Annotated in this window: 24 protein-coding genes; 5 read left to right on the top strand and 19 right to left on the bottom strand. The window is 65.9% G+C overall.

Translation table 11 applies throughout. The features are described 5' to 3' along the window. Positions 1–3: 3 nt before the first annotated feature. The 6 genes from pyrC to imuA form a co-directional block, all read right to left on the bottom strand. Positions 4–1,044, bottom strand: coding sequence for a dihydroorotase (pyrC, locus tag CTA01S_RS08770; protein ID WP_062194644.1), 1,041 nt, complete (start codon positions 1,042–1,044; stop codon positions 4–6). A gap of 33 nt (positions 1,045–1,077) precedes the next feature. Further along, entirely contained in the window at positions 1,078–2,001 is a 924-nt protein-coding gene (locus CTA01S_RS08775) for an ion transporter (protein ID WP_019561379.1), read from the bottom strand. Continuing rightward, positions 1,998–3,089: a 6-phosphofructokinase gene (locus tag CTA01S_RS08780; RefSeq protein WP_062194838.1), complete on the bottom strand. Its 1,092-nt coding sequence runs from the start codon at positions 3,087–3,089 to the stop codon at positions 1,998–2,000. The genes CTA01S_RS08775 and CTA01S_RS08780 overlap by 4 nt, the downstream gene beginning before the upstream one ends. Before the next feature lie 63 nt (positions 3,090–3,152). After that, complete coding sequence (locus CTA01S_RS08785; RefSeq protein WP_062194840.1) at positions 3,153–6,314, bottom strand: error-prone DNA polymerase; 3,162 nt, start codon at positions 6,312–6,314, stop codon at positions 3,153–3,155. An 11-nt stretch (positions 6,315–6,325) separates the two neighbouring features. Continuing rightward, positions 6,326–7,651, bottom strand: a complete 1,326-nt coding sequence (locus tag CTA01S_RS08790) for a Y-family DNA polymerase (RefSeq protein WP_062194647.1) — start codon at positions 7,649–7,651, stop codon at positions 6,326–6,328. After that, complete coding sequence (imuA, locus tag CTA01S_RS08795) at positions 7,587–8,366, bottom strand: translesion DNA synthesis-associated protein ImuA (RefSeq protein ID WP_062194650.1); 780 nt, start codon at positions 8,364–8,366, stop codon at positions 7,587–7,589. Before imuA ends, CTA01S_RS08790 begins: the two co-directional genes overlap by 65 nt. A 147-nt stretch (positions 8,367–8,513) precedes the next feature. On the opposite strand from imuA, the gene CTA01S_RS08800 reads away from it, so the two are divergent. The 4 genes from CTA01S_RS08800 (at position 8,514) to CTA01S_RS08815 (ending at position 13,194) form a co-directional block, all read left to right on the top strand. Continuing rightward, positions 8,514–9,530, top strand: a complete 1,017-nt coding sequence (locus CTA01S_RS08800) for an LLM class flavin-dependent oxidoreductase (RefSeq protein ID WP_062194654.1) — start codon at positions 8,514–8,516, stop codon at positions 9,528–9,530. 116 nt (positions 9,531–9,646) lie between these two features. Further along, a complete protein-coding gene (gene rpoH / locus CTA01S_RS08805) occupies positions 9,647–10,576 on the top strand; it encodes an RNA polymerase sigma factor RpoH (protein WP_019561373.1) in 930 nt (309 codons plus the stop codon). A gap of 108 nt (positions 10,577–10,684) precedes the next feature. Beyond that, on the top strand, positions 10,685–11,722 hold the full coding sequence (locus CTA01S_RS08810; protein WP_062194661.1) for a patatin-like phospholipase family protein: 1,038 nt from the start codon (positions 10,685–10,687) through the stop codon (positions 11,720–11,722). A gap of 20 nt (positions 11,723–11,742) precedes the next feature. Next, on the top strand, positions 11,743–13,194 hold the full coding sequence (locus CTA01S_RS08815; RefSeq protein WP_062194664.1) for a GntP family permease: 1,452 nt from the start codon (positions 11,743–11,745) through the stop codon (positions 13,192–13,194). Positions 13,195–13,287: 93 nt separating this feature from the next. Here the strand turns inward: CTA01S_RS08815 and CTA01S_RS08820 are convergent, their stop codons facing one another. Genes CTA01S_RS08820 through CTA01S_RS08840 form a run of 5 tightly spaced genes read right to left on the bottom strand, consistent with a single transcriptional unit; the run spans position 13,288 to position 17,403 of the window. Then, positions 13,288–13,896 (bottom strand): SCO family protein, encoded by a 609-nt coding sequence (locus tag CTA01S_RS08820; RefSeq protein WP_232301031.1) that lies wholly within the window; start codon positions 13,894–13,896, stop codon positions 13,288–13,290. A gap of 8 nt (positions 13,897–13,904) precedes the next feature. After that, positions 13,905–14,804 (bottom strand): heme o synthase, encoded by a 900-nt coding sequence (gene cyoE / locus CTA01S_RS08825; protein ID WP_062194671.1) that lies wholly within the window; start codon positions 14,802–14,804, stop codon positions 13,905–13,907. Positions 14,805–14,822: 18 nt separating this feature from the next. Further along, entirely contained in the window at positions 14,823–15,980 is a 1,158-nt protein-coding gene (locus CTA01S_RS08830; RefSeq protein ID WP_062194674.1) for a COX15/CtaA family protein, read from the bottom strand. Positions 15,981–15,989: 9 nt separating this feature from the next. Continuing rightward, positions 15,990–16,697: an SCO family protein gene (locus tag CTA01S_RS08835; RefSeq protein WP_019560821.1), complete on the bottom strand. Its 708-nt coding sequence runs from the start codon at positions 16,695–16,697 to the stop codon at positions 15,990–15,992. Continuing rightward, positions 16,654–17,403 carry an SURF1 family protein gene (locus CTA01S_RS08840; RefSeq protein ID WP_019560822.1) on the bottom strand — a complete coding sequence of 250 codons (750 nt, stop codon included), beginning with the start codon at positions 17,401–17,403 and terminating at the stop codon, positions 16,654–16,656. Before CTA01S_RS08840 ends, CTA01S_RS08835 begins: the two co-directional genes overlap by 44 nt. Before the next feature lie 29 nt (positions 17,404–17,432). On the opposite strand from CTA01S_RS08840, the gene CTA01S_RS08845 reads away from it, so the two are divergent. Continuing rightward, entirely contained in the window at positions 17,433–17,654 is a 222-nt protein-coding gene (locus CTA01S_RS08845) for a twin transmembrane helix small protein (RefSeq protein ID WP_019560823.1), read from the top strand. Between the two features lie 100 nt (positions 17,655–17,754). Here the strand turns inward: CTA01S_RS08845 and CTA01S_RS08850 are convergent, their stop codons facing one another. From CTA01S_RS08850 to CTA01S_RS08880, 8 genes are all read right to left on the bottom strand, one after another. Next, positions 17,755–18,639 (bottom strand): cytochrome c oxidase subunit 3, encoded by an 885-nt coding sequence (locus tag CTA01S_RS08850; protein WP_019560824.1) that lies wholly within the window; start codon positions 18,637–18,639, stop codon positions 17,755–17,757. Between the two features lie 66 nt (positions 18,640–18,705). Then, a complete protein-coding gene (locus CTA01S_RS08855; RefSeq protein ID WP_084362369.1) occupies positions 18,706–18,963 on the bottom strand; it encodes a DUF2970 domain-containing protein in 258 nt (85 codons plus the stop codon). After that, positions 18,960–19,589: a cytochrome c oxidase assembly protein gene (locus tag CTA01S_RS08860; RefSeq protein ID WP_019560826.1), complete on the bottom strand. Its 630-nt coding sequence runs from the start codon at positions 19,587–19,589 to the stop codon at positions 18,960–18,962. Before CTA01S_RS08860 ends, CTA01S_RS08855 begins: the two co-directional genes overlap by 4 nt. 4 nt (positions 19,590–19,593) lie before the next feature. Then, entirely contained in the window at positions 19,594–19,704 is a 111-nt protein-coding gene (locus CTA01S_RS16895) for a cytochrome oxidase small assembly protein (protein WP_019560827.1), read from the bottom strand. 25 nt (positions 19,705–19,729) lie between these two features. Then, positions 19,730–21,379, bottom strand: a complete 1,650-nt coding sequence (ctaD, locus tag CTA01S_RS08865; protein ID WP_019560828.1) for a cytochrome c oxidase subunit I — start codon at positions 21,377–21,379, stop codon at positions 19,730–19,732. A gap of 26 nt (positions 21,380–21,405) precedes the next feature. After that, on the bottom strand, positions 21,406–22,578 hold the full coding sequence (coxB, locus tag CTA01S_RS08870) for a cytochrome c oxidase subunit II (protein WP_371326090.1): 1,173 nt from the start codon (positions 22,576–22,578) through the stop codon (positions 21,406–21,408). 29 nt (positions 22,579–22,607) lie between these two features. Further along, a complete protein-coding gene (locus CTA01S_RS08875) occupies positions 22,608–23,072 on the bottom strand; it encodes a DUF2244 domain-containing protein (RefSeq protein ID WP_062194844.1) in 465 nt (154 codons plus the stop codon). 219 nt (positions 23,073–23,291) lie between these two features. After that, positions 23,292–24,203, bottom strand: a complete 912-nt coding sequence (locus CTA01S_RS08880) for a class I SAM-dependent methyltransferase (protein ID WP_371326089.1) — start codon at positions 24,201–24,203, stop codon at positions 23,292–23,294. Between the last annotated feature and the right edge of the window lie 10 nt (positions 24,204–24,213).

A 24,213-nucleotide genomic window follows, 5' to 3' on the forward strand; every position in this document is an offset into this window, starting at 1 on the left:
GGTTCAGCGCTCCATCACGCGCCACGCCAGGGTCTCGCCACCACGCAACGGCTTGAGCGTGGCCTCGCCGAAGGGCAGGGTCTCGGGCAGCTGCCAAGGCGTCTTTTTCAGCGTCACGGTGCCAGTGTTGCGCGGCAGGCCGTAGAAATCGGCACCGAAAAAGCTGGCAAACCCCTCCAGCTTGTCCAGCGCACCGGCTGCCTCGAACGCCTCGGCATAAAGCTCCAAGGCCGACAGCGCGGTGTAGCAGCCGGCGCAGCCGGTGGCATGCTCTTTCAGGTGGGCCGGATGCGGCGCACTGTCGGTGCCGAGGAAGAACTTCGGCGAGCCCGAGGTGGCCGCAGCCACCAGGGCGCGGCGGTGTTCCTCGCGCTTGAGCACGGGCAGGCAATAGTAGTGCGGCCGGATGCCGCCCAGGAAGATCGCGTTGCGGTTGTAGAGCAAGTGATGCGCCGTGATGGTGGCACCCACGAAGCGATCGGCCTCGGCCACGTACTGCGCGGCTTCCTTCGTGGTGATGTGCTCAAAAACGATCTTCAACTCGGGAAAGTCGCGGCGCAGCGGGATGAGTTTGTCGTCGATGAAGGCCTTCTCGCGGTCGAAGAGGTCGATCTCGGGGTCGGTCACCTCGCCATGCACCAGCAGCAACAAGCCATGCTTTTGCATGGCTTCCAGCGTCTTGTAGGTCTTGCGGATGTCGGTGACGCCAGCGTCACTGTTGGTGGTGGCCCCGGCCGGATACAGCTTGACCGCCACCACCCCGGCATTCTTGGCCCGCTCGATCTCCTCGGCAGGCAGGTTGTCAGTGAGGTACAGCGTCATCAGCGGCTCGAAACTCAGCCCTGGGGGCACGGCCGCACGGATGCGCGCCCGGTAGGCCAATGCCTGCTCGGCCGTGGTCACCGGCGGCTTGAGGTTGGGCATGATGATGGCGCGAGCGAACTGTCGCGCCGTGTGCGGCACGACCGAGGCCATGGCGGCGCCGTCGCGCACATGCAAATGCCAGTCGTCCGGGCGGGTGAAGGTCAAAGAGGTCGAGCTCATGGAGGCGATTGTCCCACCCTCGCGATTCGGCGCTCAGGCCTGTGGATCGTGCGCGTAGCGCGGCAGGCGCGCACCACAGTCGCGACAGAACTTCGCATCGGGAAGATGTCCCTCGGAAAGACATTCCGGACAGGTTCGAGTCGTGGTCGGCCGTCGCAAGCGCTGCGCCGCCATCTCGGTGGTGACGATGCCGGTGGGCACGGCCAGCACCCCCCAGCCCAACAGCATCATCACCGAGGCGATGAATCGGCCCAACTCGGTTTGCGGCGTGATGTCTCCAAAGCCCACGGTGCTCATCGTGGTGATGGCCCAGTACATGGCCACGGGAATGCTGGTGTAGCCATGTTCCGGCCCTTCCACCACATACATCAAGGTGCCCATCACCAGCACCACCATGAACACGAAAGACAAAAACACCGCGATCTTGCGCCGGCTGGCCTTCAAGGCCTGCCCCAAGGCCGTGTACTCGGCCACATACCCCGTGAGCTTGAAGATGCGAAAGACGCGCAACAGCCGCAGGATGCGAACATCGATCAACAGATGGGCCTCGGGAACGAAAAACGCAATGTATGAAGGCAAGATGGCGATCAAGTCGATGAGGCCAAAGAAGCTCGTGGCATAGCGCCAGGGGCGACGCACGCACACCAAGCGCGCGAGATACTCGACCGTGAAGACAGCCGTGAACCCCCATTCCAGCACGCGCAGCATGGCGCCATGCTGGGCGCGCACACTGGCCACACTGTCGAGCACCACGGTCAACACGCTGAGCAGGATCAGCGCGATCAACCACTGGTCGAAACGCTTGCCGGCTCGGGTATCGGCTTCGAAGATGACCACATAAGCCTTGTGTCGCCAGCCAGCCTCGGGTTTGCCAAAGCGCTGCGCGTCAGCCCAAGCAGCAGCCTGCGCGGGGCTGTGCCCATGGTCCCCAGATCGATGGTGTGGATGCGCTTTCAAGCTCGGCCCTCCCCCAGAGAAATGCCCAGTGACCGTGCAGCTTTCAGCAAGGGGTGATCCAGCGGCACGGTGCGGTTGCGACCGGCGACCTCGCTCAGGGGCACGCTGTCGCACGCATCGCCACGCAACACGACCATGCGGCCGAACTCGCCACGGGCCACCATGGCGGCCGCATGGCAGCCCAAGCGGGTGGCCAGCACGCGGTCGTAGGGGGTGGGCGAGCCGCCGCGCTGCACATGACCGAGCAAGGTGCTGCGCACCTCGCTGCGCAGGTGCGGCTGCAACTGCTCGCGCAGCACGTGGCCCACACCGCCCAGACGGATGGGGTCGGGGCGGTCGGCCCAATGGGCCGCCACGGTCATGGTGCCGCCCACCGGCCGGGCGCCTTCGGCCACGCAAATGAGCGTGAAGCCCTGGGCGGCCTCGCGCTGGCGGCACAGCCTTGCCACGGCCTCCAGGTCGTAGGGAATCTCAGGCAGCAGGATCACGTCGGCCCCACCGGCCAAGCCGCCTTCCAGCGCGATCCAGCCTGCATAGCGCCCCATGGTCTCGACGATCATCACCCGGCCGTGGCTGCGCGCCGTGGTTTCCAGCCGCGCCAGGGCCTCGGCGACCACGGCCACCGCGCTGTCGAAGCCAAAGCTGCGCTCGGTGTGCATCAGGTCGTTGTCGATCGTCTTGGGCACGCCCACCACGGGCAAGCCCAGCTGCTGGAAACGGTGGGCAATGCCCATGGTGCCATCGCCGCCGATGGCCACCAGCGCGTCCAGGCCGAGCTCGCGCACGTAGTCCATCACCGCACCGGAGACATCGGCCCCGCCGGCGCCGAACCAAGCGAACGGATCGGCCTGGTTGTTCGCCCCGAGGATGGTGCCGCCTTGGTGCAGGATGCCACTGACGGCCCGGCGGTCCAGCGCCACCACGCGACGCTCGATCAGGCCGAGAAAGCCCCGCTCGATGCCGGTGACGCGCGCGCCGCAATCATTGATGAGGGACTTGGTGACTGCGCGGATCACGGCATTGAGGCCGGGACAATCGCCTCCACCGGTGAGCACGCCCACGTGTAGGGAAGCCGTCTTCGTCATCATCATCATTCATCGTATCGGTGAAGACGCAAGCGTAGCGCGGCCGCAGCGGGCCGCGGCCACGGCTCAATGAAAGTCCCGGCTTTGCAGCCCTGCGTGCGCCAAGCGGCCCAGCAGCGGCGTGAGGTCTTCCAGCCGCTGCGCCACCAGGTGGCGCACCTCGCCCTCACGCTGCCACCAGCCCTGCACGGCCAGCAGGCGCGAGAGCAACAGCTCGCGGCCGAAGCGCTCTTGCACATCGCGCCAGACGATGACATTGACCATGCCGCTTTCGTCCTCCAAGGACACGAAGACGGTGCCCTTGGCGGTTTGAGGCCGTTGGCGAACCGTGACGAGCCCGCAGGCACGCACCCACCGGCCGTGCGGCAGGTCGCGCATCTCACGCGCCGTGAGCAAGCCCCGGCGGCGCAGCTGCCCACGCAACAAAGCCAGCGGATGGCGGCGCAGCGTCAGGCCCAATGCCGCGTAGTCGAAGACGATTTCCTCGCCCTCGGCCGCCAGCGGCAGTTGCAAAGGCGGCTCGTCGATGCGCGCGTCTTGCAGCAAGTTTGGCAGAGGCATCCAGGCCGTGGCCTGCCAAACCTGCTGACGGCGATGGCCTGCCAGGCTCCTCAAGGCATCGGCGGCGGCCAGGTGACGCAGATCTTGGGCCTGCAGTCGAGCGCGGCGTGCCAGGTCTTGTACGTCGATGAACGGGCCTGCGGCACGCGCTTGCACGATGCGCCGGGCCGCTGCGATGCTCAGGCCGGCCACCAGCTGCAGCCCCAAGCGCACCGCCGGCTGCGGCTGGCGCGCGAGGTCCTCCAGCGTGGATTCGACCTCGCTGTGACTCACGTCCACCGGGCGCACCTCCACCCCATGGCGGCGCGCGTCCTGCACGAGCTGGCTGGGAGAGTAAAACCCCATGGGCTGCGCATCGAGCAGCGCGGCCAGAAAGGCAGCGGGCTCATGGCATTTCAGCCAGGCGCTGTCGTAGGCCAGCAGCGCAAATGACGCGGCATGGCTTTCCGGAAAGCCGTACTCCCCGAAACCTTCGATCTGCTGGAAGATCCGTTCGGCATAGGCACGCTCGTAGCCCCGTGCCGTCATGCCATCGATGATGCGCTGACGAAACGGATGGACGTTGCCGTGGCGCCTCCAAGCGGCCATCGCGCGGCGCAGGCGGTCGGCCTCGCCAGCGGTAAAGCCCGCGCACAGCATGCACAGCTGCATCACCTGCTCTTGAAAGATTGGCACGCCCAGGGTGCGACCCAGGGCTTTGCGCAAGGCCGGAGTGGGCAACTCGGCCACCACGTCGCATCCGGCGCGCTGTCTTTCGCGCTGCTTCAGGTAGGGATGCACCATGCCCCCTTGAATGGGGCCTGGGCGCACGATGGCCACTTGCACCACCAAGTCGTAGTAGGTGCGCGGCTGCAAACGCGGCAGCATGCTCATCTGCGCGCGGCTTTCGATCTGGAACACGCCCACGGTATCGGCACGGCGGATCATGGCGTAGGTGGCCTCGTCCCCGTCGGGAATGTCTTGCAGTCCAAACGGCACACCGCGCCGAAGGCTGACGAGTTCGAGCGCGCGGCGCAGCGCGCTGAGCATGCCCAGCGCCAGCACATCGACCTTCATCAAGCGCAAGGCTTCGAGGTCGTCCTTGTCCCACTGGATCACGGTGCGCTCGGGCATCGCGGCATTCTCGATGGGCACGATGTGCGACAACGCCCCCTTGGCGATCACGAAACCGCCCACATGCTGGCTCAAGTGGCGCGGAAAGCCGCGCAACTGCTCGACCAGCTCGATCCACTGCGCCACGCGGCGATCGGCGGCGTCCAGCCCCAGTTCGGCCAGACGCTGGGACACCACCTGCGGCTGATCCCACCAGAAATGGCTCTTGGCCAGGGCCTCGACCTGCGCCTGCTCGAAACCCAGCGCTTTGCCCACATCCCGAATGGCGCTGCGCGTGCGATAGCCAATGACGGTGGCCACCAGCGCCGTGCGGTGGCGACCGTACTTGGCATACAGATACTGAATGACCTCTTCGCGGCGCTGATGCTCGAAGTCGACATCGATGTCCGGCGGCTCGTCGCGCTCCATGCTGATGAAGCGCTCGAACAACAAGTTCGCTCGCGCCGGGTCGATCTCGGTGATGTGCAGGCAATAGCACACCGCCGAATTGGCCGCCGATCCACGCCCCTGGCAAAGGATGCCGCGCGAGCGAGCGAACTGCACGATGTCGTGCACCGTCAAGAAGTACTTTTCGTAGTGCTTGGCGCTGATCAGCGCCAACTCCTGGTCGATCTGGCTTTGCACGCCTTCGGGCACGCCTGCGGGATAACGCTGGCGGGCGCCTTGCTCGGTGAGGTGACGCAACCAAGCCGCCGGATGCCAGCCCGGCGGCACCACCTCCTCGGGATACTCGTACTTCAGCTCATCCAAGCAGAAATGGCAGCGTGCAGCGACCTCGATCGTGGCGGCCATCAGCTCGGCGCCGTAGAGACGCGCCAGCGTGGCGCGCGCTCGCAGATGACGCTCACCATGCGGCTGCAAATCCGTGCCGCACTCAGCCAGCGGACGGCCCAGACCAATGGCAGTGAGCACATCCTGCAAGGGCTTGCGCGAACGCACATGCATGTGCACGTCGCCAGCGGCCACCAGCGGCAGCCCGCTGCGCCGCGACACCTGGCGCAAGGTGTGCAGCCACAGCGCATCATCGATCTCGTGGAACAGCTCGACCACGCCCCAGGCCGCCGCGCCGAAAGTCCGTCGAAACTCGGCGGCTTGAGCGCACAGGGCTTCCAGCGCCGCACCGCGCTTGGGCACCCACAGCAGCTCGTTGCCCGCCAAGCGGTCGGCGCACAGCTCGCCCACGTCCAGGCGGTAGTGACCTTTGGGACTGGCGCGACGCAGGTCGGTGATGAACTGACTCAGGCGTGCGTAGCCCCCGCGGTCGCGAGCCAAAACCACGAGCCGGAAGGGCAGCGAAGCCTCCACCCGAAACTCGCTGCCGATCAGCAAGCGCAGACGAGGCTTGCAACGACCTTCAGCCTTGGCCTCCTCGCACGCCTCGGCCAAGGCTTGATGGGCCCGCACCACCCCCGCCAGCGAACACTCATCGGTGATCGCCAGCGCGTGATAGTCCAGCGCGATCGCACGCTCCACCAGCTCCTTCGGCGACGAGGCCCCGCGCTGGAAACTGAAGTAGCTCAGGCAATGCAGCTCGGCATAGTCTGGCAGCACCATCATGGCCGACCTCATCCAAACCCCCCATGCAGGAACCAGCTGCCGCCGTCTCGCAGACGACGTTCGCGGTAAATCCACACCAGCCCGCTGCGCTCATTCCAAGCCACGTAGTAGTCGCGCGCGGCCACCGTGCCCGGGGTGTCCCACCAGCCGGCCTCGAGCCGGTGCGGACCGGCCAAGATCCTCAAATCGCCCTGCAGCTGCGGTCGCTCCCGGCAAATGTCCAGCAGCAGCGGTTCACGCCACAGCCAGGCGGGCTGCGGCCCCGGCAGACCAGACGGCATTGCGACCTTGTCGACCTGCATGGCTGGCTGCCACGTCTGCTGAGCCTCGGGGCGATGGTCGGCACGCGGCACCGGGCGGCACACCCGATCCGGGCCCAAACGGGCCGACAAGCGCTCCAGCAACTGCGACAGGCTTTCTCCCCTGGTGATCTCGACGGCCCCGGGCAGCAGCGAAGACGCCGTCTCGGCCAGCGGTTCGATCTCGTCGCAGCACAAAGACAGCTCTCCCACCGGCGCGGCCAGCCGCACCCGGGCCAACCACTCGCTCGACAAGCGCAACAAGTGATCGACCCGACGAGTGGGCTCGGCCGTGCGCACCGGCAGCTCGCCCACCCACGCATCGTCGCGGCCGTGGCCGTCGTATCGCCAGCGCAGCACGAAGCAGCGCAGCCCGGCCTGGCGGGCCGCCAACCAGCCGCACAGCTGCAGCAGCAAGCGGCGGACCCCCAGCATCAAGGCCGGGGCCGATTCCACCCGCCCGGGCAACTCCAGCCGGGCCTCGAACACCTCGGGCGGCGTGATCCATGGGGCCGACCAGGGCGCCTCGCCATATGCCTGGTCCAGCTCCCGCAATACATCGGGGCCCGCGCGACGCGCCAAGCCCGCACGAGGCAGCGCGCGCACCTGGCCCAGACACCGGCAGCCCAGGCGGCTGAGCCAGGCCGCTTGCAGGGCCACCTGGCGCAAGCTGTCCAGCGGCAACCCATCCAGCAAAGCACTCAACTCACCGCCCCAGGCGCCCACTTGTCCGCCACGCGCCAAGGCCAGCGCCCCCAAAGCGGTGGGTGCGGCAGCGCAATGCTTCCAGCCCAGCTCGGCCGCAGCGGTCTCGATGCGTGCACGCAAAGCCTGGGGCCCGCCAAACAAGCGCAGGCTGCCACCCACCTCCATGAGCACCGCCTCCTCATGGCGACACACCCGAGGGGTGAACTGCAGCGCCCACCACCCCAAGGCCTCGGGCGTAGCCGCCAGCGACGGCGCCGGCTCCTCAGCCGGTGACGGCCCGCAGGTCGTGCGAAGGCACAACGCCATCCAGCAAGGACCGGCCAACATCGAACCGCTGCATGGAAACGGCGGAGCCCCCCCCGCGGGCCGCCAACGCATGAGACAGCACCTCCGCCAAGTCTTGCGGCGCCGCAGGCACCTCGATCGGCCTGTCATGGGGCGGCCCCCGGCGCTTGAGCAAACGCAACACCAAGCTCAACGGCCGACTGGCTTGCACGGCCAGACGCAAAGGCGCAGGCGAAGCCTCGACCTGCACCGCCAGCGGCCGAAACACGAACACCAGCCGCTGTCCCTGCAAGCTGCGCACTTGCAGCCGCCGCAAGCCCGCCACCTGCCCCCGCTGGACAGGCAGCCACAGCAACACGGCAGCCACCTCCGCGCAGTGCAGCGCCTGTGCGGCCGCCCACAGGCGCTGCTCGGGCTGGACCACATTCACCCAAATCATCGAATCCGCGTTCAGGCCCGCCGCACGCCAACCGGGCGCATGGGGCGGCGCGGGCGGGCCGATGAAGAGCACGGCCTTGCCCGGCCCCTCGTCGGCCAGCACCCGAGACAGGGCCGGTGCGGTCAGACGGCATTCCGCCAGCCCCCAGGCCGGCAGCAGGATCTCGCTCAATCCCTGAACCGGCCAGCCCCCGCCAGGCAGCACGGCATCCAGCGCGGCAAAGCCGGTCGGGCACACAGGCAGCTCATGGGCGCCGGGCAAGGCATCCCCCTGCCAGACGGCGGCAGCCACCTCGGAAGACAAGGACCGTGAAAGCATGGCGTCACCAGTAACTGTATAAATATACAGTATTTGGCCACGGCGATCCTGCCTTCACCCGGTCGTCAAGTGGGCCCGGCGGGGCGGGCCAGCCGCCGGATGTCCGCACATCCGCCCAGCGCCCCCAACGCGCCGACAATGCCCCCCATGAAGCTTTCCGTCCTCGATCAATCGATCTGGCTGGCCGGCGCCAGCGAAGACGCTGCCATCCGCGATACCCTCGACCTGGCCGTTCACTGCGAAGCCCTGGGCTATCACCGCTTCTGGGTGAGCGAGCACCACAGCCTGCCCACCATCGTCGGCACCGCCCCTGAGATCTTGCTGGCCGCCATGGCCGCACGCACCCAACGCATACGCCTGGGCAGTGCCGGAGTCATGCTGCCCCACTACGCTGCGCTGAAAGTGGCCGAGCAGTTCCGTGTGCTCGAGGCCCTGGCCCCGGGCCGCATCGACCTGGGTGTGGGCCGTGCGCCGGGTGCCGACATGCGCACGGCGCTGGCCCTCAACCCGAACGCCCATGCCGCGGCCGAAAGCTTCCCGGAACAAATCCAGGACCTGCAAGCCTGGCTGGCCGGCCAGCCGCACCGAGGCATCGTCGCCCACCCCCGTGCGCCCGCCCCCTCGCCCGAGGCCCCTTGGGCGCGTATCCCCACGGTGTGGGTGCTGGGCAGCTCCGACTACGGCGCCCGGCTGGCGGCCCACCTGGGCCTGCCCTATGCCTTTGCCTATTTCTTCATGGATGGCCAGGGCGTGGAACAGGCCCTGGACCTCTACCGCCGCCTCTACCGGCCCAGCCCACGCCACCCCAGGCCCCAAGCCACGATCTGCGTGTGGGCCTTGGCCGCCGACACCGATGAAGAAGCCCGCTTCCATGCGCTCAGCCGGGAGCGTTGGCGGCTGGACCGCATGCACGGGCGGCTCGGTCCCCTGCAGCCCCCCGACCAGATCGCCCAGCGCGGTTTCACCCCCGAGGAATGGCCCACGGTGGACGCCCTGCGCCGCAAGGCCTTCGTGGGCAGCGCCGCCACGGTGGCCGAGCAGCTGCGCCGCCTGGCCGACGCCTTGGCCCTGGACGAATTGGTGATCAATACCTGGGCCTACGATCCGGCAGTGCGCCGGCGGTCTTATGCCCTGCTGGCCCAAGCCTTCGAAATTTCCCAATGACCCCAAACGAATCGATTGTTTATTACTATTCATAAGGGTTCCCTCGGAGGAGGGATTAGCACTCTCTGCCATCGAGTGCTAACATCAAGGGAACTGAAAGGAGGTTCGAGATGTCTATGACGACCATGAACACCTCGACCGCTGCCCTGACCGTCCGCGATCCCTGGGCCTTGGTGCCCTCCCTGGGCAATCTGGATGCCTACATCGCGGCCGTCAACCGTTTGCCCCTGCTGACGCAGGAAGAAGAAACCACGCTGGCGCGCCGCTGGCGAGATCACCGCGACCTGGAAGCCGCCGGGAAGCTGGTGCTGTCGCACCTGCGACTGGTGGTGTCGGTCTCGCGCCAGTACCTGGGTTATGGCCTGCCGCATGGCGACCTGATCCAGGAGGGCAATGTGGGTTTGATGAAGGCCGTCAAGCGCTTCGACCCCGACCAGGGCGTGCGCCTGGTCAGCTATGCCCTGCACTGGATCAAGGCCGAGATCCATGAGTTCATTTTGAGGAACTGGCGCATGGTCAAGGTGGCCACCACCAAGGCCCAACGCAAGCTGTTCTTCAATTTGCGCTCCCTCAAGCAAAGCCTCAAAGGCGAAGCCGACGAGGTCGACACGCACCGCAGCACCCTGTCCGACCGGGAAATCGATGCGGTGGCCCGCGAGCTCAAGGTCAAGCGTGAGGATGTCATCGAGATGGAGACCCGCCTGTCCGGTGGGGACGTGGCCCTGGAGCCCAGCCTCGACGACGGCGAAGACAACTTCGCGCCCATTGCCTACCTGGCCGATGAAAGCCGTGAGCCCACCCGCGTGATCGAAGCCCAGCGCCGTGATCTGCTGGCCACCGATGGCATCGCCCGGGCGCTGGACAGCTTGGATCCTCGCAGCCGCCGCATCGTCGAAGAGCGCTGGCTCAAGGTGAATGACAACGGCACTGGCGGTAAGACGCTGCACGAGCTGGCCGCTGAATACGGCGTCAGCGCCGAACGAATTCGCCAAATCGAGGCGGCCGCCATGAAGAAAATGCGCAAGGCCCTGGCCGAATACGCCTGACCCGGCCCCCTGCGCCTCGCACACAACGGCCCCTTCGGGGGCCGTTGTCGTTCAAGCCGCTCGGTTTTTGGTTTGGTCGATCAGGGGTCGACCCGTAGACTGAACGGCATGAGCCGGCGACGCATCCGACGCATCGATCTGGCGCTGCAGGGAGGCGGCGCCCATGGCGCCTTCACCTGGGGTGTGCTGGACCGGCTCCTGGAGGAAGAGCGCATCGAATTCGATGCCATCAGTGGCACCAGCGCTGGCGCGATGAACGCCGTGGTGTTGGCTGACGGCCTGATGGCCGGCGGCCGGGCCGGCGCGCGCGAGGCCCTGCGGCGCTTCTGGTCGCGCGTGAGCCGGGCCGGCGGCAGCACGCTGGCCGAGCCCTTCGCCGCCTTTTTCGGCGGCTGGACCCTGGCGGCGTCCCCTTTGCAAGGCTACCTCGACTGGCTGAGCCGCATGTTCTCGCCCCAGCAGCTCAACCCCCTGGACATCAACCCGCTGCGCGACATCGTCACTTCCGAGATCGACTTCGAGCGTGTGCGCCGCTGCGACCGGGTACAACTCTTCATCTCGGCCACCCACGTGCGCACAGGGCGGCTGCGCGAGTTCCGCCAGCACGAGCTCACGCCCGATGTGGTGATGGCCTCGGCCTGCCTGCCCATGCTCTTTCGCGCGGTGGAAATCGATGGCGAACCCTACTGGGATGGCGGCTACCTGGGCAACCCGTCGCTGCTGCCGCTCATCACCGAAAGCCCGGCCCACGATCTCGTCCTGGTGCAGATCAACCCCACGTGCCGCGAGACGGTGCCCACTACGGCGCAGCAAATCCTCGACCGGATCAACGAAATCACCTTCAACAGCAGCCTGGTCAAGGAGCTTCGATCGATCGCCCTGCTGCAGCAACTGCTCGCCCAGGAAGACCCTGCCACCGTCGCCACCCGTCAGCCCCTGTTCCGACAGCTTGCTGCACTGAAGCTGCATCGCATCGATGCGACCGAGGCGCTCGTGGACTTTGGCGCTGCGAGCAAGCTGCGCACCGGCTGGAGCTTTCTGCAGCAGCTCTATCGCCTCGGCCACGACACCGCCGACGCCTGGCTGGCGCGTCACTTCGGGCAGATTGGCCGCCGCTCGACGCTGGACCTGTCCAGCTATCGCTGAGAACTTTCCCTGGAGACCCCATGCTGAGCATCGCCGGGATCCTGTTGTCGCTGACGCTCCTGATGGTGCTGGCCTACCGCGGCATGAGCATCCTGGTGCTGGCGCCGCTGGCAGCGCTTGCGGCCGTGCTCTTCAGCCCCGGCACGCCGCTGCTGGCCAGCTACACCCAGGTGTTCATGCCAGCCCTGGGCCGCTTCATCGTGCTGTACTTCCCGCTCTTCCTGCTGGGCGCCCTGTTCGGCAAGCTCATGGAAGCCACCGGTGCGGCGCGGGCCATTGCCGAAGGCATCGTGGCGCGCCTGGGCGATGAGCGCGCCCTCATCGCCGTGGTGATGGCCTGCGCGTTGCTCACCTACGGGGGTGTCTCGCTCTTCGTGGTGGCCTTTGCGGTCTACCCCATTGCGGCAGAACTCTTCCGAGCCGCCTCCATCCCCAAGCGGCTCATTCCCGCCGCCATCGCGCTGGGCGCCTTCACCTTCACGATGACGGCCCTGCCCGGCACACCGGCCATCCAGAACGCGATTCCCATGCCTTACTTCGGCACCACGCCGTTCGCGGCGCCCGGCCTGGGGCTGATTGGTGGCGCGGTGATGCTGGGGCTGGGGCTGGCCTGGCTGCTGTGGCGTGCCGCCAAGGCCCGTGCTGCAGGCGAGCATTACGGCGATGATGCCCAGACGCCGGTCACCGTGGACCGCAAGCTGCGCGAGCATGCCCAGGGCGAGGGCTATGACCTCGCCGAGGCCGCGCCCAGTGCTGCGGCGACAGCCCCGCTCGGCCTGGCCCTGGCGCTGTCGCCCATCGTAGTGGTCGTGGTGCTCAACTACATCCTGGCCGAACAACTGCTCCCGCGACTGGACACGGCCTATCTCGCCGAGGCCATGTATGGCAACACCTCGCTGGACGCCGTGCGCGGCGTGTGGGCCATCATCGCGGCACTGGCCATCTCCATCATGTGGCTGCTGGCCACACTGGGCCGGCGCCTGCCTTCGTGGCGCGAGACGGTCGATGCCGGCGCGTCGGCCGCCGTGCTGCCCATCTTCAACACCGCCTCGCAGGTGGGCTACGGCGCGGTGATCGCCTCCCTGGCCGGCTTCGCGCTGATCCGCGATGCGGTGCTGGGCCTGTCACCCGGCAATCCGCTCATCTCGCTGTCGGTGGCCGTGAACGTGCTGGCCGGCATCACCGGGTCGGCCTCGGGCGGCATGAGCATCGCGCTGAGCACGCTGGGGCAGACCTACCTGGAACTGGGTCAGGCCGCCGGCATCGCACCCGAGCTGCTGCATCGGGTCACGGCGATTGCCACCGGTGGGCTCGACGCCCTGCCCCACAACGGCGCGGTGATCACGCTGTTGTCCATTTGCGGGCTCACGCACCGCCAGTCCTACGCCGACATCTTCGTGGTGGCCGTGGCGGTGCCGCTGGTATCCTTGGCCGTGGTGGTGACCCTGGGCAGCCTCTTCGGCAGCTTCTGAGCGGGCTTCCGCCCACGCCCCACCCGCCTCTTGGCAGAACAGTCCTGCAACAGACGGCCCGCCGCGCCAGACCTGCACCCAGGGCGGGCCGACTCAGCCTGAGGCCAGCAGCCAACGGATGTCTTCGGTCAGTGCCTGTGCTCCCAGGCCGTGGCGTGCGAACAGACGCACGCGACCTTGGGCATCGAACACATACAAGCCGGCCGTGTGATCCATCGTGTAGCTATCGGGCGTCTTGCCCGGGACTTTGCTGTAGTAGACCTTGAACTCGCGGGCCACGGCCGCCGTCTGCTCGGGCGACCCGCGCAAAGCCACGAAACTGGGGTCGAACGCCTGCACATAGGCTTTGAGCACCTCGGGCGTGTCGCGCTCGGGGTCCACGGTGATGAACACCCCTTGCAAGCGATCGCCCTGGGCGCCCAAAGCCTGCTTGACCTGTGCCAGCTCGAGCAAAGCCGTGGGACACACATCGGGACACTGCGTGAAGCCGAAGAAGATCGCCACCACCTTGCCTTTGAAATCGGCCAAGGTGCGCTCGCGCCCCTGCGCATCGCTCAACGCGAAATTGCGAGCGTACTGCGCGCCGGTGATGTCGATGGCGTGGAATCGGTGGGCCTCAACCCCCAACAGGCTCTTGACCTGGTCACAGCCGGCCATGGCCAAGGACGCTGCACCGAGCAGCAGCACAGATCGACGTCGCATTACCACCATCACCAAAGCCTCAGATAGTGATCGAGCAGCAAGGCCGCGAACAGCAGCGACAAGTGCACGATGGAAAAGCGAAAAGTGCGCCGCGCCAGCGCATCGGAATACGCCCGCCACAGGCGCCAGCCGTAAGCGATGAACCAGCCGCCAAGCACCAGCGCCGCCACGAGATAAATCCAGCCACTCATGCCATAGATGAAAGGAAGCAAGGAGGCCGACAACAGCATCAACGTGTACAGGAAGATGTGCAAGCGCGTCAGCTCGGCCCCGTGCGTGACCGGCAGCATCGGCAGTCCGGCCTTGCGGTAGTCTTCGGCACGGTACAACGCCAGAGCCCAGAAGTGCGGCGGTGTCCACAGAAAGATGATCAGACACAGCATCAGCGCCTCGGGGCCCACCTCGCCGCGCATGGCCGCCCAGCCCAGCACCGGCGGCATCGCTCCCGAGGCGCCACCGATCACGATGTTTTGCGGCGTCAACGGCTTGAGCACCACGGTGTAGATCACGGCATAGCCCACGAAGGTGCCGAAGGTCAGCCACATCGTCAACGGATTGACGGCCAGGTATAGCAAGGCCATGCCCGCCGCGCACAACAAGGCCGAAAACAGCAAGGTCTGCGCGTTGGTGAGCTCGCCTTTGGCCGTCGGACGCCACGCGGTGCGCTGCATGCGTGCATCGATGTGTTGTTCGACCAGGCAGTTGAACGCAGCCGCCGCACCCGCCACCAGCCAGATGCCCACCGTGGCAGCCAGCGCGACGCGCCAGTCGGGCAAGCCGGGCACGGCCAACAGCATGCCAATGACGGCACAGAAGACGATGAGCTGCACCACGCGCGGCTTGGTCAGCGCGTAGAACTGCAAGAACCGTGAGGTCACGGCTGCGGAAGTGGCAAGGGTTCCGGACATGAATGTCGCCTTGGGATTCTAGGTCGTGAGCCGGCGGCCGCCGTGCGCCAGGGCGGCATTGGCCTGCGCCGCGCAGCGCTCATGCCGAGCCAGGTGCGCCCGGGTCAACAAGGCCGTGACCACGACCACCAAGCCCGCCGCACCGGCGGTGTGGGCCAGCGCGGCCACCAGCGGCCAGCCCAGCACCACATTGCTCAGACCACTGACGAATTGCCACACGGCACCGGCCAGCAGCCAGCCGGCCTGCCGGGCAAAGGCCCGACCTGCACGCCACAGCAGCGCCGCATAGGCCAGCAGCGCGGCCAGCACGACATAAGCCGCCAAGCGGTGCGTGTAATGGATCGCGGTCAACGCATCGAAGCTCAGATACCCGCCATCCCGACGCTCACCCAGCGGTCGCGCGATCTGAAACCCCTGTTGGAAGTCCATCGGTGGCCACCATTGACCATGGCAGGTGGGGAAATCAGGGCAGGCCAGCACGGCATAGTTGGTGCTGACCCAGCCGCCCAAGGCGATCTGTAGCCACAGCAGCGCAAACACCCCCCAGGCCAGGCGCCGCATGCCCGTCCCCAGGGCGAGTGGACGGGCTCGGTACACCTGATGCTGGGCCGTCAACAGCGCCAGCAGCAGCAAGCCGCCCAACAAATGAGCCGTCACGATGGCCGGGTACAGCTTCATGGTCACCGTCAGGGCCCCGAAGGCCCCCTGGATGCACACCCACACCAAAGTGGCCGTGGCCCACCAGGGCGACAACGCCAAACGCCGGCGCTCCACCCAGCTCGTGATGGCCATCACCACGATGAGCACCCCTACCCCGGTGGCCAGGTAGCGATGAATCATCTCGATCCACGCCTTTTTGTGGGTGACCGGCCCGGTGGGCATGGCCGTCTCGGCGGCGGTGATTTCGGCACGGGCTCCCACCGGGCTGGCGGCCCCATAGCAGCCCGGCCAGTCCGGGCAGCCCAAGCCCGAATCGGTGAGCCGAGTGAAAGCCCCGAAGACGACCAGGTCGAAAGTCAAGAACAGCGTCAAAGCCGTCAACGCGGCCAAGCGCACACCGGGCGTTGCGTCCCGGTTGCGCAGCCATACCCAGGTCAAGGGGCCCAGAGCGATCACGATGCCCAGCAAGGCCAGGCGCGCGATCGGAGTCAGGTCATAAAGCGCTTGTGTGTCCATGGTTGCCGTTCAACGACCGGCCCGGTCCCAGTGTTGCGAGGCATTGAGCAAGCGGGTGAGATCGCGCTTGACGCGGGCCGGATCGGCCTGGGCGGGAAAGCGCATCATCCAATGCCCCAGCGGATCGACCAGGTACAGATGGTCTTCCAGGGCGTGCCCCGCCTCGGGCTCCAGCCAAGCGGCCACCTCCTCACGCGAGGCACGCAGCACCTGAGCCCCGGCAATCGCTTGCAGCAGTGCCGGTGCGATCGGCGCCTCATCGGTCACCAGCCACACTTTGTCGATGCGGTCTCGATCCTTGCCGGTCATCTCGCGCAATTGGCGCTGCAAATACAGGTTGCGCTCGCACACGGCATTACACGCACTGGAGCCGACCACGACGATCAACCATTGATGCCGCAAGCTGTCGGCCGCCACGGGCTGACCGTGCAAGTCGCGCAAGTTCAGCGCGGGCAATGGCCGCTGCGGATCGATCAAGTGGCCGTAGTTCGTGCGCCCTTCCGGCCGGATCACGTAGTAGGTGAAATACGAAGCGATCACCGGGGCGGCGCAAACCAGCAGCACCAGCAGCATTTTCAAGCGCCCCAGGCGCTTGCGTTCGTCCAGGCCCGGACGCGGCATGCTGTGCACCGTGAAACTCAAGGGCTCGAGCTCACGAGCCGCCACGGTGGCCTCAGCCGCGTCGGCGCCGGGGACGGAGGACTTGGAACCAGACATACAAACCTGCCATCAGTGCACACAGCGCGAACCACTGGAACGCATAGCCGTAGTGCTTGTGAACATCCACCGAGGGTTCGGGCCACTGGCGCAACAGGCCATCTGCAACGCCCGGTGCCGATTCGGTCTGGACGAGAGTGACCGGCCACACCGGCCGGCCGATTTCCTCAGCGTAGCGCTGAAGGTCGAGATTTTGCCGGATCACCCCCGAGGACTCCTGCGCGAATTGATAGAGCTTGGCCGGCGGGGGGGCAATCCGGCCGACCAGCTCGACCACTTCATGCTCGGGCGTCGGAATGCTGGGAATGCGTGTGCGATCGCGCCCATCGCGCGGGACCCATCCGCGCTGCACGATCAGCACATCACCACGCCCTTGGACGACCAGGGCCGTCAGAACGAAGAAACCCGGCTGAGGCCCGACCATCTGGCGATTGTCGAGAAACACCGTGTGGCCGCTCAGCCACTGCCCACGCACGAGCGCTCGGCGGTGCAGCCAATCCTCTGGCACCGGCGCTCCCGGCGTGAGCGTGTCCAGACGCACCGGTGGCAAACTGGCGCGCTCACGAAGCAGCGCCTGCAAAGCCTCCTTCTGCGCCGCCCGGTCGAGCTGCCATCGCCCGAGGGACGCCGTGACGGCCATGCCCACCAATGTGGCCGCCAGCACGACCCAGGCCCGCCAACGCCGCGATCCTGAGGACTCAGCCATGGTCGGCGGCTCGGCGCATAATGCCGTGTATGAAAGTCTTCATCGTCGTCGCCTTCGTGCTCATCCTGGCCAGCCTGGCCAGTGCTTTGGTGTTCATGATGCGAGACGGTCGCGACGGCAAGCCCAAGACCAACAACATGGTGCGCTCACTGAGCTTGCGCGTTGGCCTGTCCATCGCCCTGTTCCTGTGCATTCTGTTGGCCTACCAGCTCGGCTGGATTCAGCCCACTGGTGTGCCGCTGGTCAAGTAGCCCCCGGTCCGACCGTCTGCCCTGATGGACAAACGCCGCTGCAAGCGCAGCGGCGTTTGTGCATTACAAGCCGCCCCTCGGATCCCGGGGCGCGCGTGGATCACATCCAGTACACCACGACGTACAGGCCCAGCCAGACCACGTCCACGAAGTGCCAATACCAGGCGGCCCCCTCGAAGCCGAAATGGCGCTCCGCGGTGAAATGGCCCTTGTGCAGACGCAACGTGATGAACAACAGCATCAACATGCCCACGAACACGTGGAAGCCGTGGAAGCCAGTGAGCATGAAAAAGGTCGAACCGTAGATGCCCGAGGACAGCTTGAGGTTCAGGTCGCGGTAGGCATGCATGTATTCATACCCCTGCACGACCAGGAAGGTGGCGCCCAGCAAGATGGTCAGCCACATGAAGGCGATGGTCTTGCCCCGCTGGTTCTCGCGCAGGGCGTGATGCGCGATCGTCAGCGTCACACCGGAGGCCAGCAGCAAGGCGGTGTTGATCGTCGGCAGCGGCCAGGGCCCCATGGTTTGGAAAGGCTCGACGGTACCGGCCGGAGAGGCGGTCACACCCGGCTGCTGGCTGGGCCACAGGGCTTTGAAGTCGGGCCACAGGATCTGATGGTTCAAATCGGCCAGCATCGGCACGGCATGCACGCGCGCCCAGTACAAAGCCCCGAAGAAGGCCGCGAAGAACATGACCTCCGAGAAAATGAACCAGCTCATGCTCCAGCGGTAGGAGACATCGATCCGATCGCTGTACAAGCCGCTTTCGCTTTCACGGATGGCATCGCCAAACCACTGGAACAGCACCACCACCCACCACAGCAGACCGAAAAGCAGCGAGTAGGCGCCCCAGGTGTGGCCATTGACCCACTGTCCGGCGCCGAGGATCACGAAAAACAGGCCGATGGCGGCCATGACCGGGTGCCGCGAAGGCCCGGGAACGAAGTAGTAAGGCGTCTGGCCCTGATGTGTCGCTGCCGACATGTTTTCTCCTAAGAACTCTTCTCGATTCTTGGCTCCGCATCTTGGACGGAGCGTGTTCAATCGTCCTCAAACCCCGGCGGCCGCCCCACTGCCGACCACCCAGTTCACCAGCGCGATGAGCCCCAGCACGAACAGCGCCGCCAGCACCAGGCCGACCAGCACCACATGCAAGGGATTGAGCGTGTTCACGTCCTGCGCATGGTCGGCCGAGCGACGCACGCCAAAGAACGACCAAGCGACGGCTTTGACCGTCTGCCACCACGAACCGCGGCGTCGCACGGCTTCGCGCAAATCGGCCCCCGGCCGTGGATCGGGCGCACTCACAGACGTGCCTCCTGCGCCACGGCCGCCGACTGCAAACGGTCCGACGCCATGCCTTTGCCCTTGACCTCGAAGAAGGTGTAGGACAAGGTGATCGTCGTCACATCACGAGGCAGCTTGGGGTCGATCACGAAAACCACCGGCCACTGCTTGGACTCCCCCGGCTGCAGGGTGTATTCGTTGAAGCAAAAGCACTCCAGCTTGTTGAAGTGGGCCGTGGCCTGTTTGGGGGCATAGCTCGGTATGGCTTGCGCCGCCATCGTACGGTTTTGCACGTTGCGAAACTCGTACATGACCGTGGCCAATTCCCCAGGGTGCACCGTGAGAGAACGCACCGCGGGCTTGAAGTCCCAAGGTCCGCGGGCGTTGGCGTCGAACTCCACCGTGATGGTGCGCGAAGTGTCGATTTGGGTGTTGACGGCCGCGCCTCGAGTGGAGGCAGTCCCGGGCACTTGCCGCTCGCTCAAGGACAACACATTGATGCCCAAGGCATCGCAAATGGCCCGATACATCGGCACCAGCGCATAGCCGAAGCCGAACATCACCACCGTGATGACCAGCAGCTTGCCCACCATGCGCCGGTTGTCCCGGCGGATGGCGCTGCGGTTTGCCTCGTGTTGCGCGGCCATGTCCTCAGCCACCGAAATAAACCATGCGCACGATGAAGCCGACGAAGAAGGCCACCACGACGCTCGCCAGGATCAAAGCCAGGCGAACGTTGCGCTTGCGCTGCTCAGGCGTCATGGTGCAAGTCCTCCGCGCCGTCGGCTCAGCCCACCACCTTGTTGGCTGCCGCATTCAGCTTGGGCGGCGTCTCGTAGGTGTGGAACGGCGCCGGCGAGGGCACCTCCCACTCCAGGCCCTCGGCACCTTGGCCGTCCGGGTCGTTCCAGGGGCGCTGTGGCGCCTTCTCACCCTTGCCCTGCATGGCCGGCAGCACGATGAACAGGAAGAAGTAGACCTGCATCAGGCCGAACCCGAAGGCGCCGATCGAAGCGATCGCGTTGAAGTCGGCGAACTGCATCGGGTAGTCGGCATAGCGACGCGGCATACCGGCCAGGCCCAGGAAGTGCATCGGGAAGAAGGTGATGTTGAAGAAAATCAACGAGCCCCAGAAGTGGATCTTGCCGCGGGTCTCGGAATACATCACGCCGGTCCACTTGGGCGACCAGTAGTAGTAACCGGCAAACAAGGCATACAGCGAGCCGGCCACCAGCACATAGTGGAAGTGAGCCACCACGTAGTAGGTGTCTTGCAGCTGGATGTCGATGGGGGCCATCGAGAGCATCAGACCGGTGAAGCCGCCCATCGTGAACACGAAGATGAAGCCCACGGCGAACAGCATCGGGGTCTCGAAGGTCATCGAACCCTTCCACATCGTGGCGATCCAGTTGAAGATCTTCACGCCCGTGGGCACGGCGATCAGCATGGTCGCATACATGAAGAAGAGCTGGCCCGTCACGGGCATGCCCGTCGTGAACATGTGGTGGGCCCACACGATGAACGACAGGATGGCGATCGAGGCCGTGGCATACACCATCGAGGTGTAACCGAACAGCCGCTTACGAGCGAAGGCCGGCACGATGTGGCTGATGATGCCGAAGGCCGGCAGGATCATGATGTAAACCTCGGGGTGGCCGAAGAACCAGAAGATGTGCTGATACATCACCGGGTCGCCGCCGCCGGCCGGATTGAAGAAGGCCGTACCGAAGTGACGATCGGTCAGCGTCATCGTGATGGCGCCGGCCAGCACGGGCATCACCGCGATCAGCAAGTAAGCGGTGATCAGCCACGTCCAGCAGAACATCGGCATCTTCATCAACGTCATGCCCGGGGCACGCATGTTGAGGATGGTCACGATGATGTTGATCGAGCCCATGATGGACGAGGCGCCCATGATGTGCATCGCGAAGATCGCGGCATCCATCGAGGGCCCCATCTGCAGCGTCAGCGGCGCATACAGCGTCCAGCCGGCCGCAGGCGCGCCGCCGGGCATGAAGAACGAGGCCACGAGCATGATGGCCGCGGGAATCATCAGCCAGAAGCTGAAGTTGTTCATCCGCGCAAAGGCCATGTCGGAGGCGCCGATCTGCAGCGGGATCATCCAGTTCGCAAATCCCACGAAGGCCGGCATGATGGCGCCAAAGACCATGATCAGGCCGTGCATCGTGGTGAGCTGGTTGAACAGCTCGGGGTTGACCACTTGCAGCCCAGGCTGGAAGAGCTCGGCACGGATGAGCAGGGCCAGCACACCACCGACCATCAGCATCGTGAAGCTGAACAGCAGGTACAGGGTGCCGATGTCTTTGTGGTTGGTGGCGAAGACCCAGCGGCGCCAGCCATGCGGATGGTCATGGGCGTGGTCGCCGTGGGCGTGACCGCCCACTGCATGACCGTGGTTGTCGAGAACAGCGCTCATGTTTCGTCGGTCCTTTCTTCAACTGCTCAGCGGGCGGCGGTAATTTCAGCCGGCTGCACGATCTGCCCGGTTCGGTTGGTCCAGGCATTCTTGGTATAGGTGATCACCGCGGCAATTTCAGTGTCGCTCAACTGTTTCCAGGACGGCATCGCACCGTTGCCCGCACCATTGAGCAAGATGTGGATTTGCTTGCTCTTGTCGGAGTCGAGCACCACCGCAGAGCCCACCAGGGCCTTGATCGGACCGGCGCCAGACCCATCGGCCTTGTGGCAGGCCGCGCAGTTGGCGGCATAGACCTTCTCGCCACGGGCGATGAGGTCGGCCAGCTCCCACACCTTGGTGGGATCATCGGCCTTGGCTTGCATGAGCTTGCGTTGCTCGTCGACCCACTTGCCGTATTCCTCTTCGGTGACGACTTTGACATGGATGGGCATGTAGGCGTGCTCCTTGCCGCACAGCTCGGCGCACTGCCCGTAATAGTCGCCGGTCTTTTCGGCCCGGAACCACGTGTCGCGCACGAAGCCGGGAATGGCGTCTTGCTTGACCCCGAAGGCCGGCACCATCCAGGCATGGATCACGTCGTTGGCCGTGGTGATGATGCGGATTTTCTTGTTGACAGGCACCACCAACGGGTTGTCGACCTTGAGCAGGTAGTCGTCACCGGCGGGCTGGCCAGCGTCGGACATCTGGCGATGGGTGACGTCCAGGGTGGAGAGGAAAGAGATGCCCGCGCCTTCTCCGTTGAGGTAGTCATACCCCCACTTCCACTGGTAACCGGTGGCTTTGACGGTGATGTCGGCGTTGGTGGTGTCTTTCATCGCCACCACCACCTTGGTGGCCGGCAGGGCCATGCCAATCACGATGAGGAAGGGCACGATGGTCCAGATCACTTCGACCGTGGTGCTCTCATGGAAGCTGGCGGCCTTGGCGCCGACCGATTTGCGGTGCTTCAGGATGGAGTAGAACATCACCGAAAAGACACCGACGAAGATCACCAGACAGATGATCAGCATCATCCAGTGCAGGAAGTGCTGCTCCTCGGCGATGCGCGTGACGGGCGGATGCAGGTTGAGCTGATTGACGGCCGGGCCGCCGGGCAGGCTGTTGACGGACGCCAGCGCGGCGCCAGAGGCCGCCCAGGCCCCGAGACCGAGGCCCAGACGTCGCGCCTGCTGCCAAAGAGCTTTCATGATCTTCATCGTGGTCATCTCAGTTTCCAAACCCCAGCTCACCCCTGCCCGTGCGGACCGCGCAGGGCTGCGCGCAATTCGTCGGCCAGTTGGGCTCGCCGCTCCGCTCGCAAGTGCCGCCCCACCGCCACTTCCTGGCCCGCGCTGGCCAGCTCGACCAGCGCCTGCGAACCACCGCGCTGCCCCACACGGACACGATGCGCCTCGAAAGTGACTTGGGTCACGCGGCCTGCCACTTCTTGTCGGACATGCACCCGCCCGCGCTCGATGACGATGCTTTCACGATCGAGCGCATGGCGCGCATAGACCCACAAGGCAAGCCCCAGGCCGGCCATCTCGAGCCAGGCAAACGGCAACACCAGACGAGCCCCAAAGGCCCAAAACACCAGCGCGATGCCGAATGACACCACGCACAACCCCGCATAGATCCTCAGCAGTTGGCGTGGCGTGAGGCAGCAGTTGCGTTTGAGTAGCCATTGCGGCGGGTCTTCGGACAATGCCAAGGCAGCTCCCGCTGCGGGGGCACTGTCGCGAGGGATCTTTGCCGAAGTGGCCACCGCCATGGGTGCTACTGCTCCACTCACCTGGTTCGGAAGCGCCCGCACACGAAGCCGATGGGGAAGCCACCCAACCAAACTACGAGAGTTTAACTTACCGCAAACAACCCTCACAATGCCGTTTGAGGCAGCTCAAGGCTGCGGCAGCTCCACTGGCTGCGGCGTTCACCGGCCCGCAGGGCGGGATCGACGCACCATGGCGCGCATGTCGTCCAAAGACACACGGGCTTGCGGCGCCATCTTCACGCTGGGCGCCGGCTTGAACGCATGTCCATAGACGATCTCGAAGGTCAATGACCAGCGACCGTCATGGCTGCGGGGCAGCTCGGACAGCCAGCGCTCGCGCCAGCGCGGCGTGCGCAAGCCGGCGAAACGCTGCGGATGGAGATTGCGCCCGAGGCTGCGCAGCTCGGCCAGCATGCGCTGGCCGTCGTCCCAGGTCAGCGTGAGCGTTTCCATGTCCATCACGGGATCGGCAAAGCCGACGTGGACCAGCATGTCGCCCAGGTCGTGCATGTCGATGAAGTCCACGCCAGCCGGCCCCCAATCCATGCGCTGAAAGACGGCGCGCACTTCGCGCAAGGTGTCCGGCCCGAAACAGGAAAACATCACGAAGCCGTCGATGTCCAGGGCCTCATGCCAGCGTTGCATCACCTCGACCGGATCGGCAGCCCAGTGGAGCATCATGTTGGCCCACAGCAACTGGGCCGAGCGCGGCGGCACGGCATCGTCGGCCAGCACGGCATCGCGCCGCGCCCACCAGCGCTGCCACCAGGCCGTGGACTGGGCCCGTCTGTGCAGCACGGCCGGGGTCTCGACCGCCTGCAGGCGTGCCGTCGGGGCATGGCGCCGCAGCAGCTCGTGGCTGCCGCCTCGAGCGGCCCACCAGTCGAGGATGCGTGCCGGCCGGGTTTTCACAATGTCCAACCGCGAGGCCATGCGCCGCCCCACTTCCTCGTGCAGCCATGGTGCCGTGGGGCCCCATCGGCGACACGAGGCGGCCCAAGCCACGGGGTCGAGGTCACGCAAGCGGGGCGAAGTCGGCGCGGCGGCCGTCGGTGCAATCGGATCCGGCATGGGCCGGCAG

It is taken from the genome of Caldimonas taiwanensis NBRC 104434, assembly GCF_001592165.1.
GTDB classification, from domain to species: Bacteria; Pseudomonadota; Gammaproteobacteria; order Burkholderiales; family Burkholderiaceae_C; genus Caldimonas; species Caldimonas manganoxidans.

Coding starts and splice junctions, on each gene's coding strand:
- pyrC (WP_062194644.1), bottom strand. CDS start 1,044: ATGAGCTCGACCTCTTTGACCTTCACCCGCCCGGACGACTGGCATTTG.
- CTA01S_RS08780 (WP_062194838.1), bottom strand. CDS start 3,089: ATGATGACGAAGACGGCTTCCCTACACGTGGGCGTGCTCACCGGTGGA.
- CTA01S_RS08785 (WP_062194840.1), bottom strand. CDS start 6,314: ATGGTGCTGCCAGACTATGCCGAGCTGCATTGCCTGAGCTACTTCAGT.
- CTA01S_RS08790 (WP_062194647.1), bottom strand. CDS start 7,651: ATGTTGGCCGGTCCTTGCTGGATGGCGTTGTGCCTTCGCACGACCTGC.
- imuA (WP_062194650.1), bottom strand. CDS start 8,366: ATGCTTTCACGGTCCTTGTCTTCCGAGGTGGCTGCCGCCGTCTGGCAG.
- CTA01S_RS08800 (WP_062194654.1), top strand. CDS start 8,514: ATGAAGCTTTCCGTCCTCGATCAATCGATCTGGCTGGCCGGCGCCAGC.
- rpoH (WP_019561373.1), top strand. CDS start 9,647: ATGACGACCATGAACACCTCGACCGCTGCCCTGACCGTCCGCGATCCC.
- CTA01S_RS08810 (WP_062194661.1), top strand. CDS start 10,685: ATGAGCCGGCGACGCATCCGACGCATCGATCTGGCGCTGCAGGGAGGC.
- CTA01S_RS08815 (WP_062194664.1), top strand. CDS start 11,743: ATGCTGAGCATCGCCGGGATCCTGTTGTCGCTGACGCTCCTGATGGTG.
- CTA01S_RS08820 (WP_232301031.1), bottom strand. CDS start 13,896: ATGCGACGTCGATCTGTGCTGCTGCTCGGTGCAGCGTCCTTGGCCATG.
- cyoE (WP_062194671.1), bottom strand. CDS start 14,804: ATGTCCGGAACCCTTGCCACTTCCGCAGCCGTGACCTCACGGTTCTTG.
- CTA01S_RS08830 (WP_062194674.1), bottom strand. CDS start 15,980: ATGGACACACAAGCGCTTTATGACCTGACTCCGATCGCGCGCCTGGCC.
- CTA01S_RS08835 (WP_019560821.1), bottom strand. CDS start 16,697: ATGTCTGGTTCCAAGTCCTCCGTCCCCGGCGCCGACGCGGCTGAGGCC.
- CTA01S_RS08840 (WP_019560822.1), bottom strand. CDS start 17,403: ATGGCTGAGTCCTCAGGATCGCGGCGTTGGCGGGCCTGGGTCGTGCTG.
- CTA01S_RS08845 (WP_019560823.1), top strand. CDS start 17,433: ATGAAAGTCTTCATCGTCGTCGCCTTCGTGCTCATCCTGGCCAGCCTG.
- CTA01S_RS08850 (WP_019560824.1), bottom strand. CDS start 18,639: ATGTCGGCAGCGACACATCAGGGCCAGACGCCTTACTACTTCGTTCCC.
- CTA01S_RS08860 (WP_019560826.1), bottom strand. CDS start 19,589: ATGGCCGCGCAACACGAGGCAAACCGCAGCGCCATCCGCCGGGACAAC.
- CTA01S_RS16895 (WP_019560827.1), bottom strand. CDS start 19,704: ATGACGCCTGAGCAGCGCAAGCGCAACGTTCGCCTGGCTTTGATCCTG.
- ctaD (WP_019560828.1), bottom strand. CDS start 21,379: ATGAGCGCTGTTCTCGACAACCACGGTCATGCAGTGGGCGGTCACGCC.
- coxB (WP_371326090.1), bottom strand. CDS start 22,578: ATGAAGATCATGAAAGCTCTTTGGCAGCAGGCGCGACGTCTGGGCCTC.
- CTA01S_RS08880 (WP_371326089.1), bottom strand. CDS start 24,203: ATGCCGGATCCGATTGCACCGACGGCCGCCGCGCCGACTTCGCCCCGC.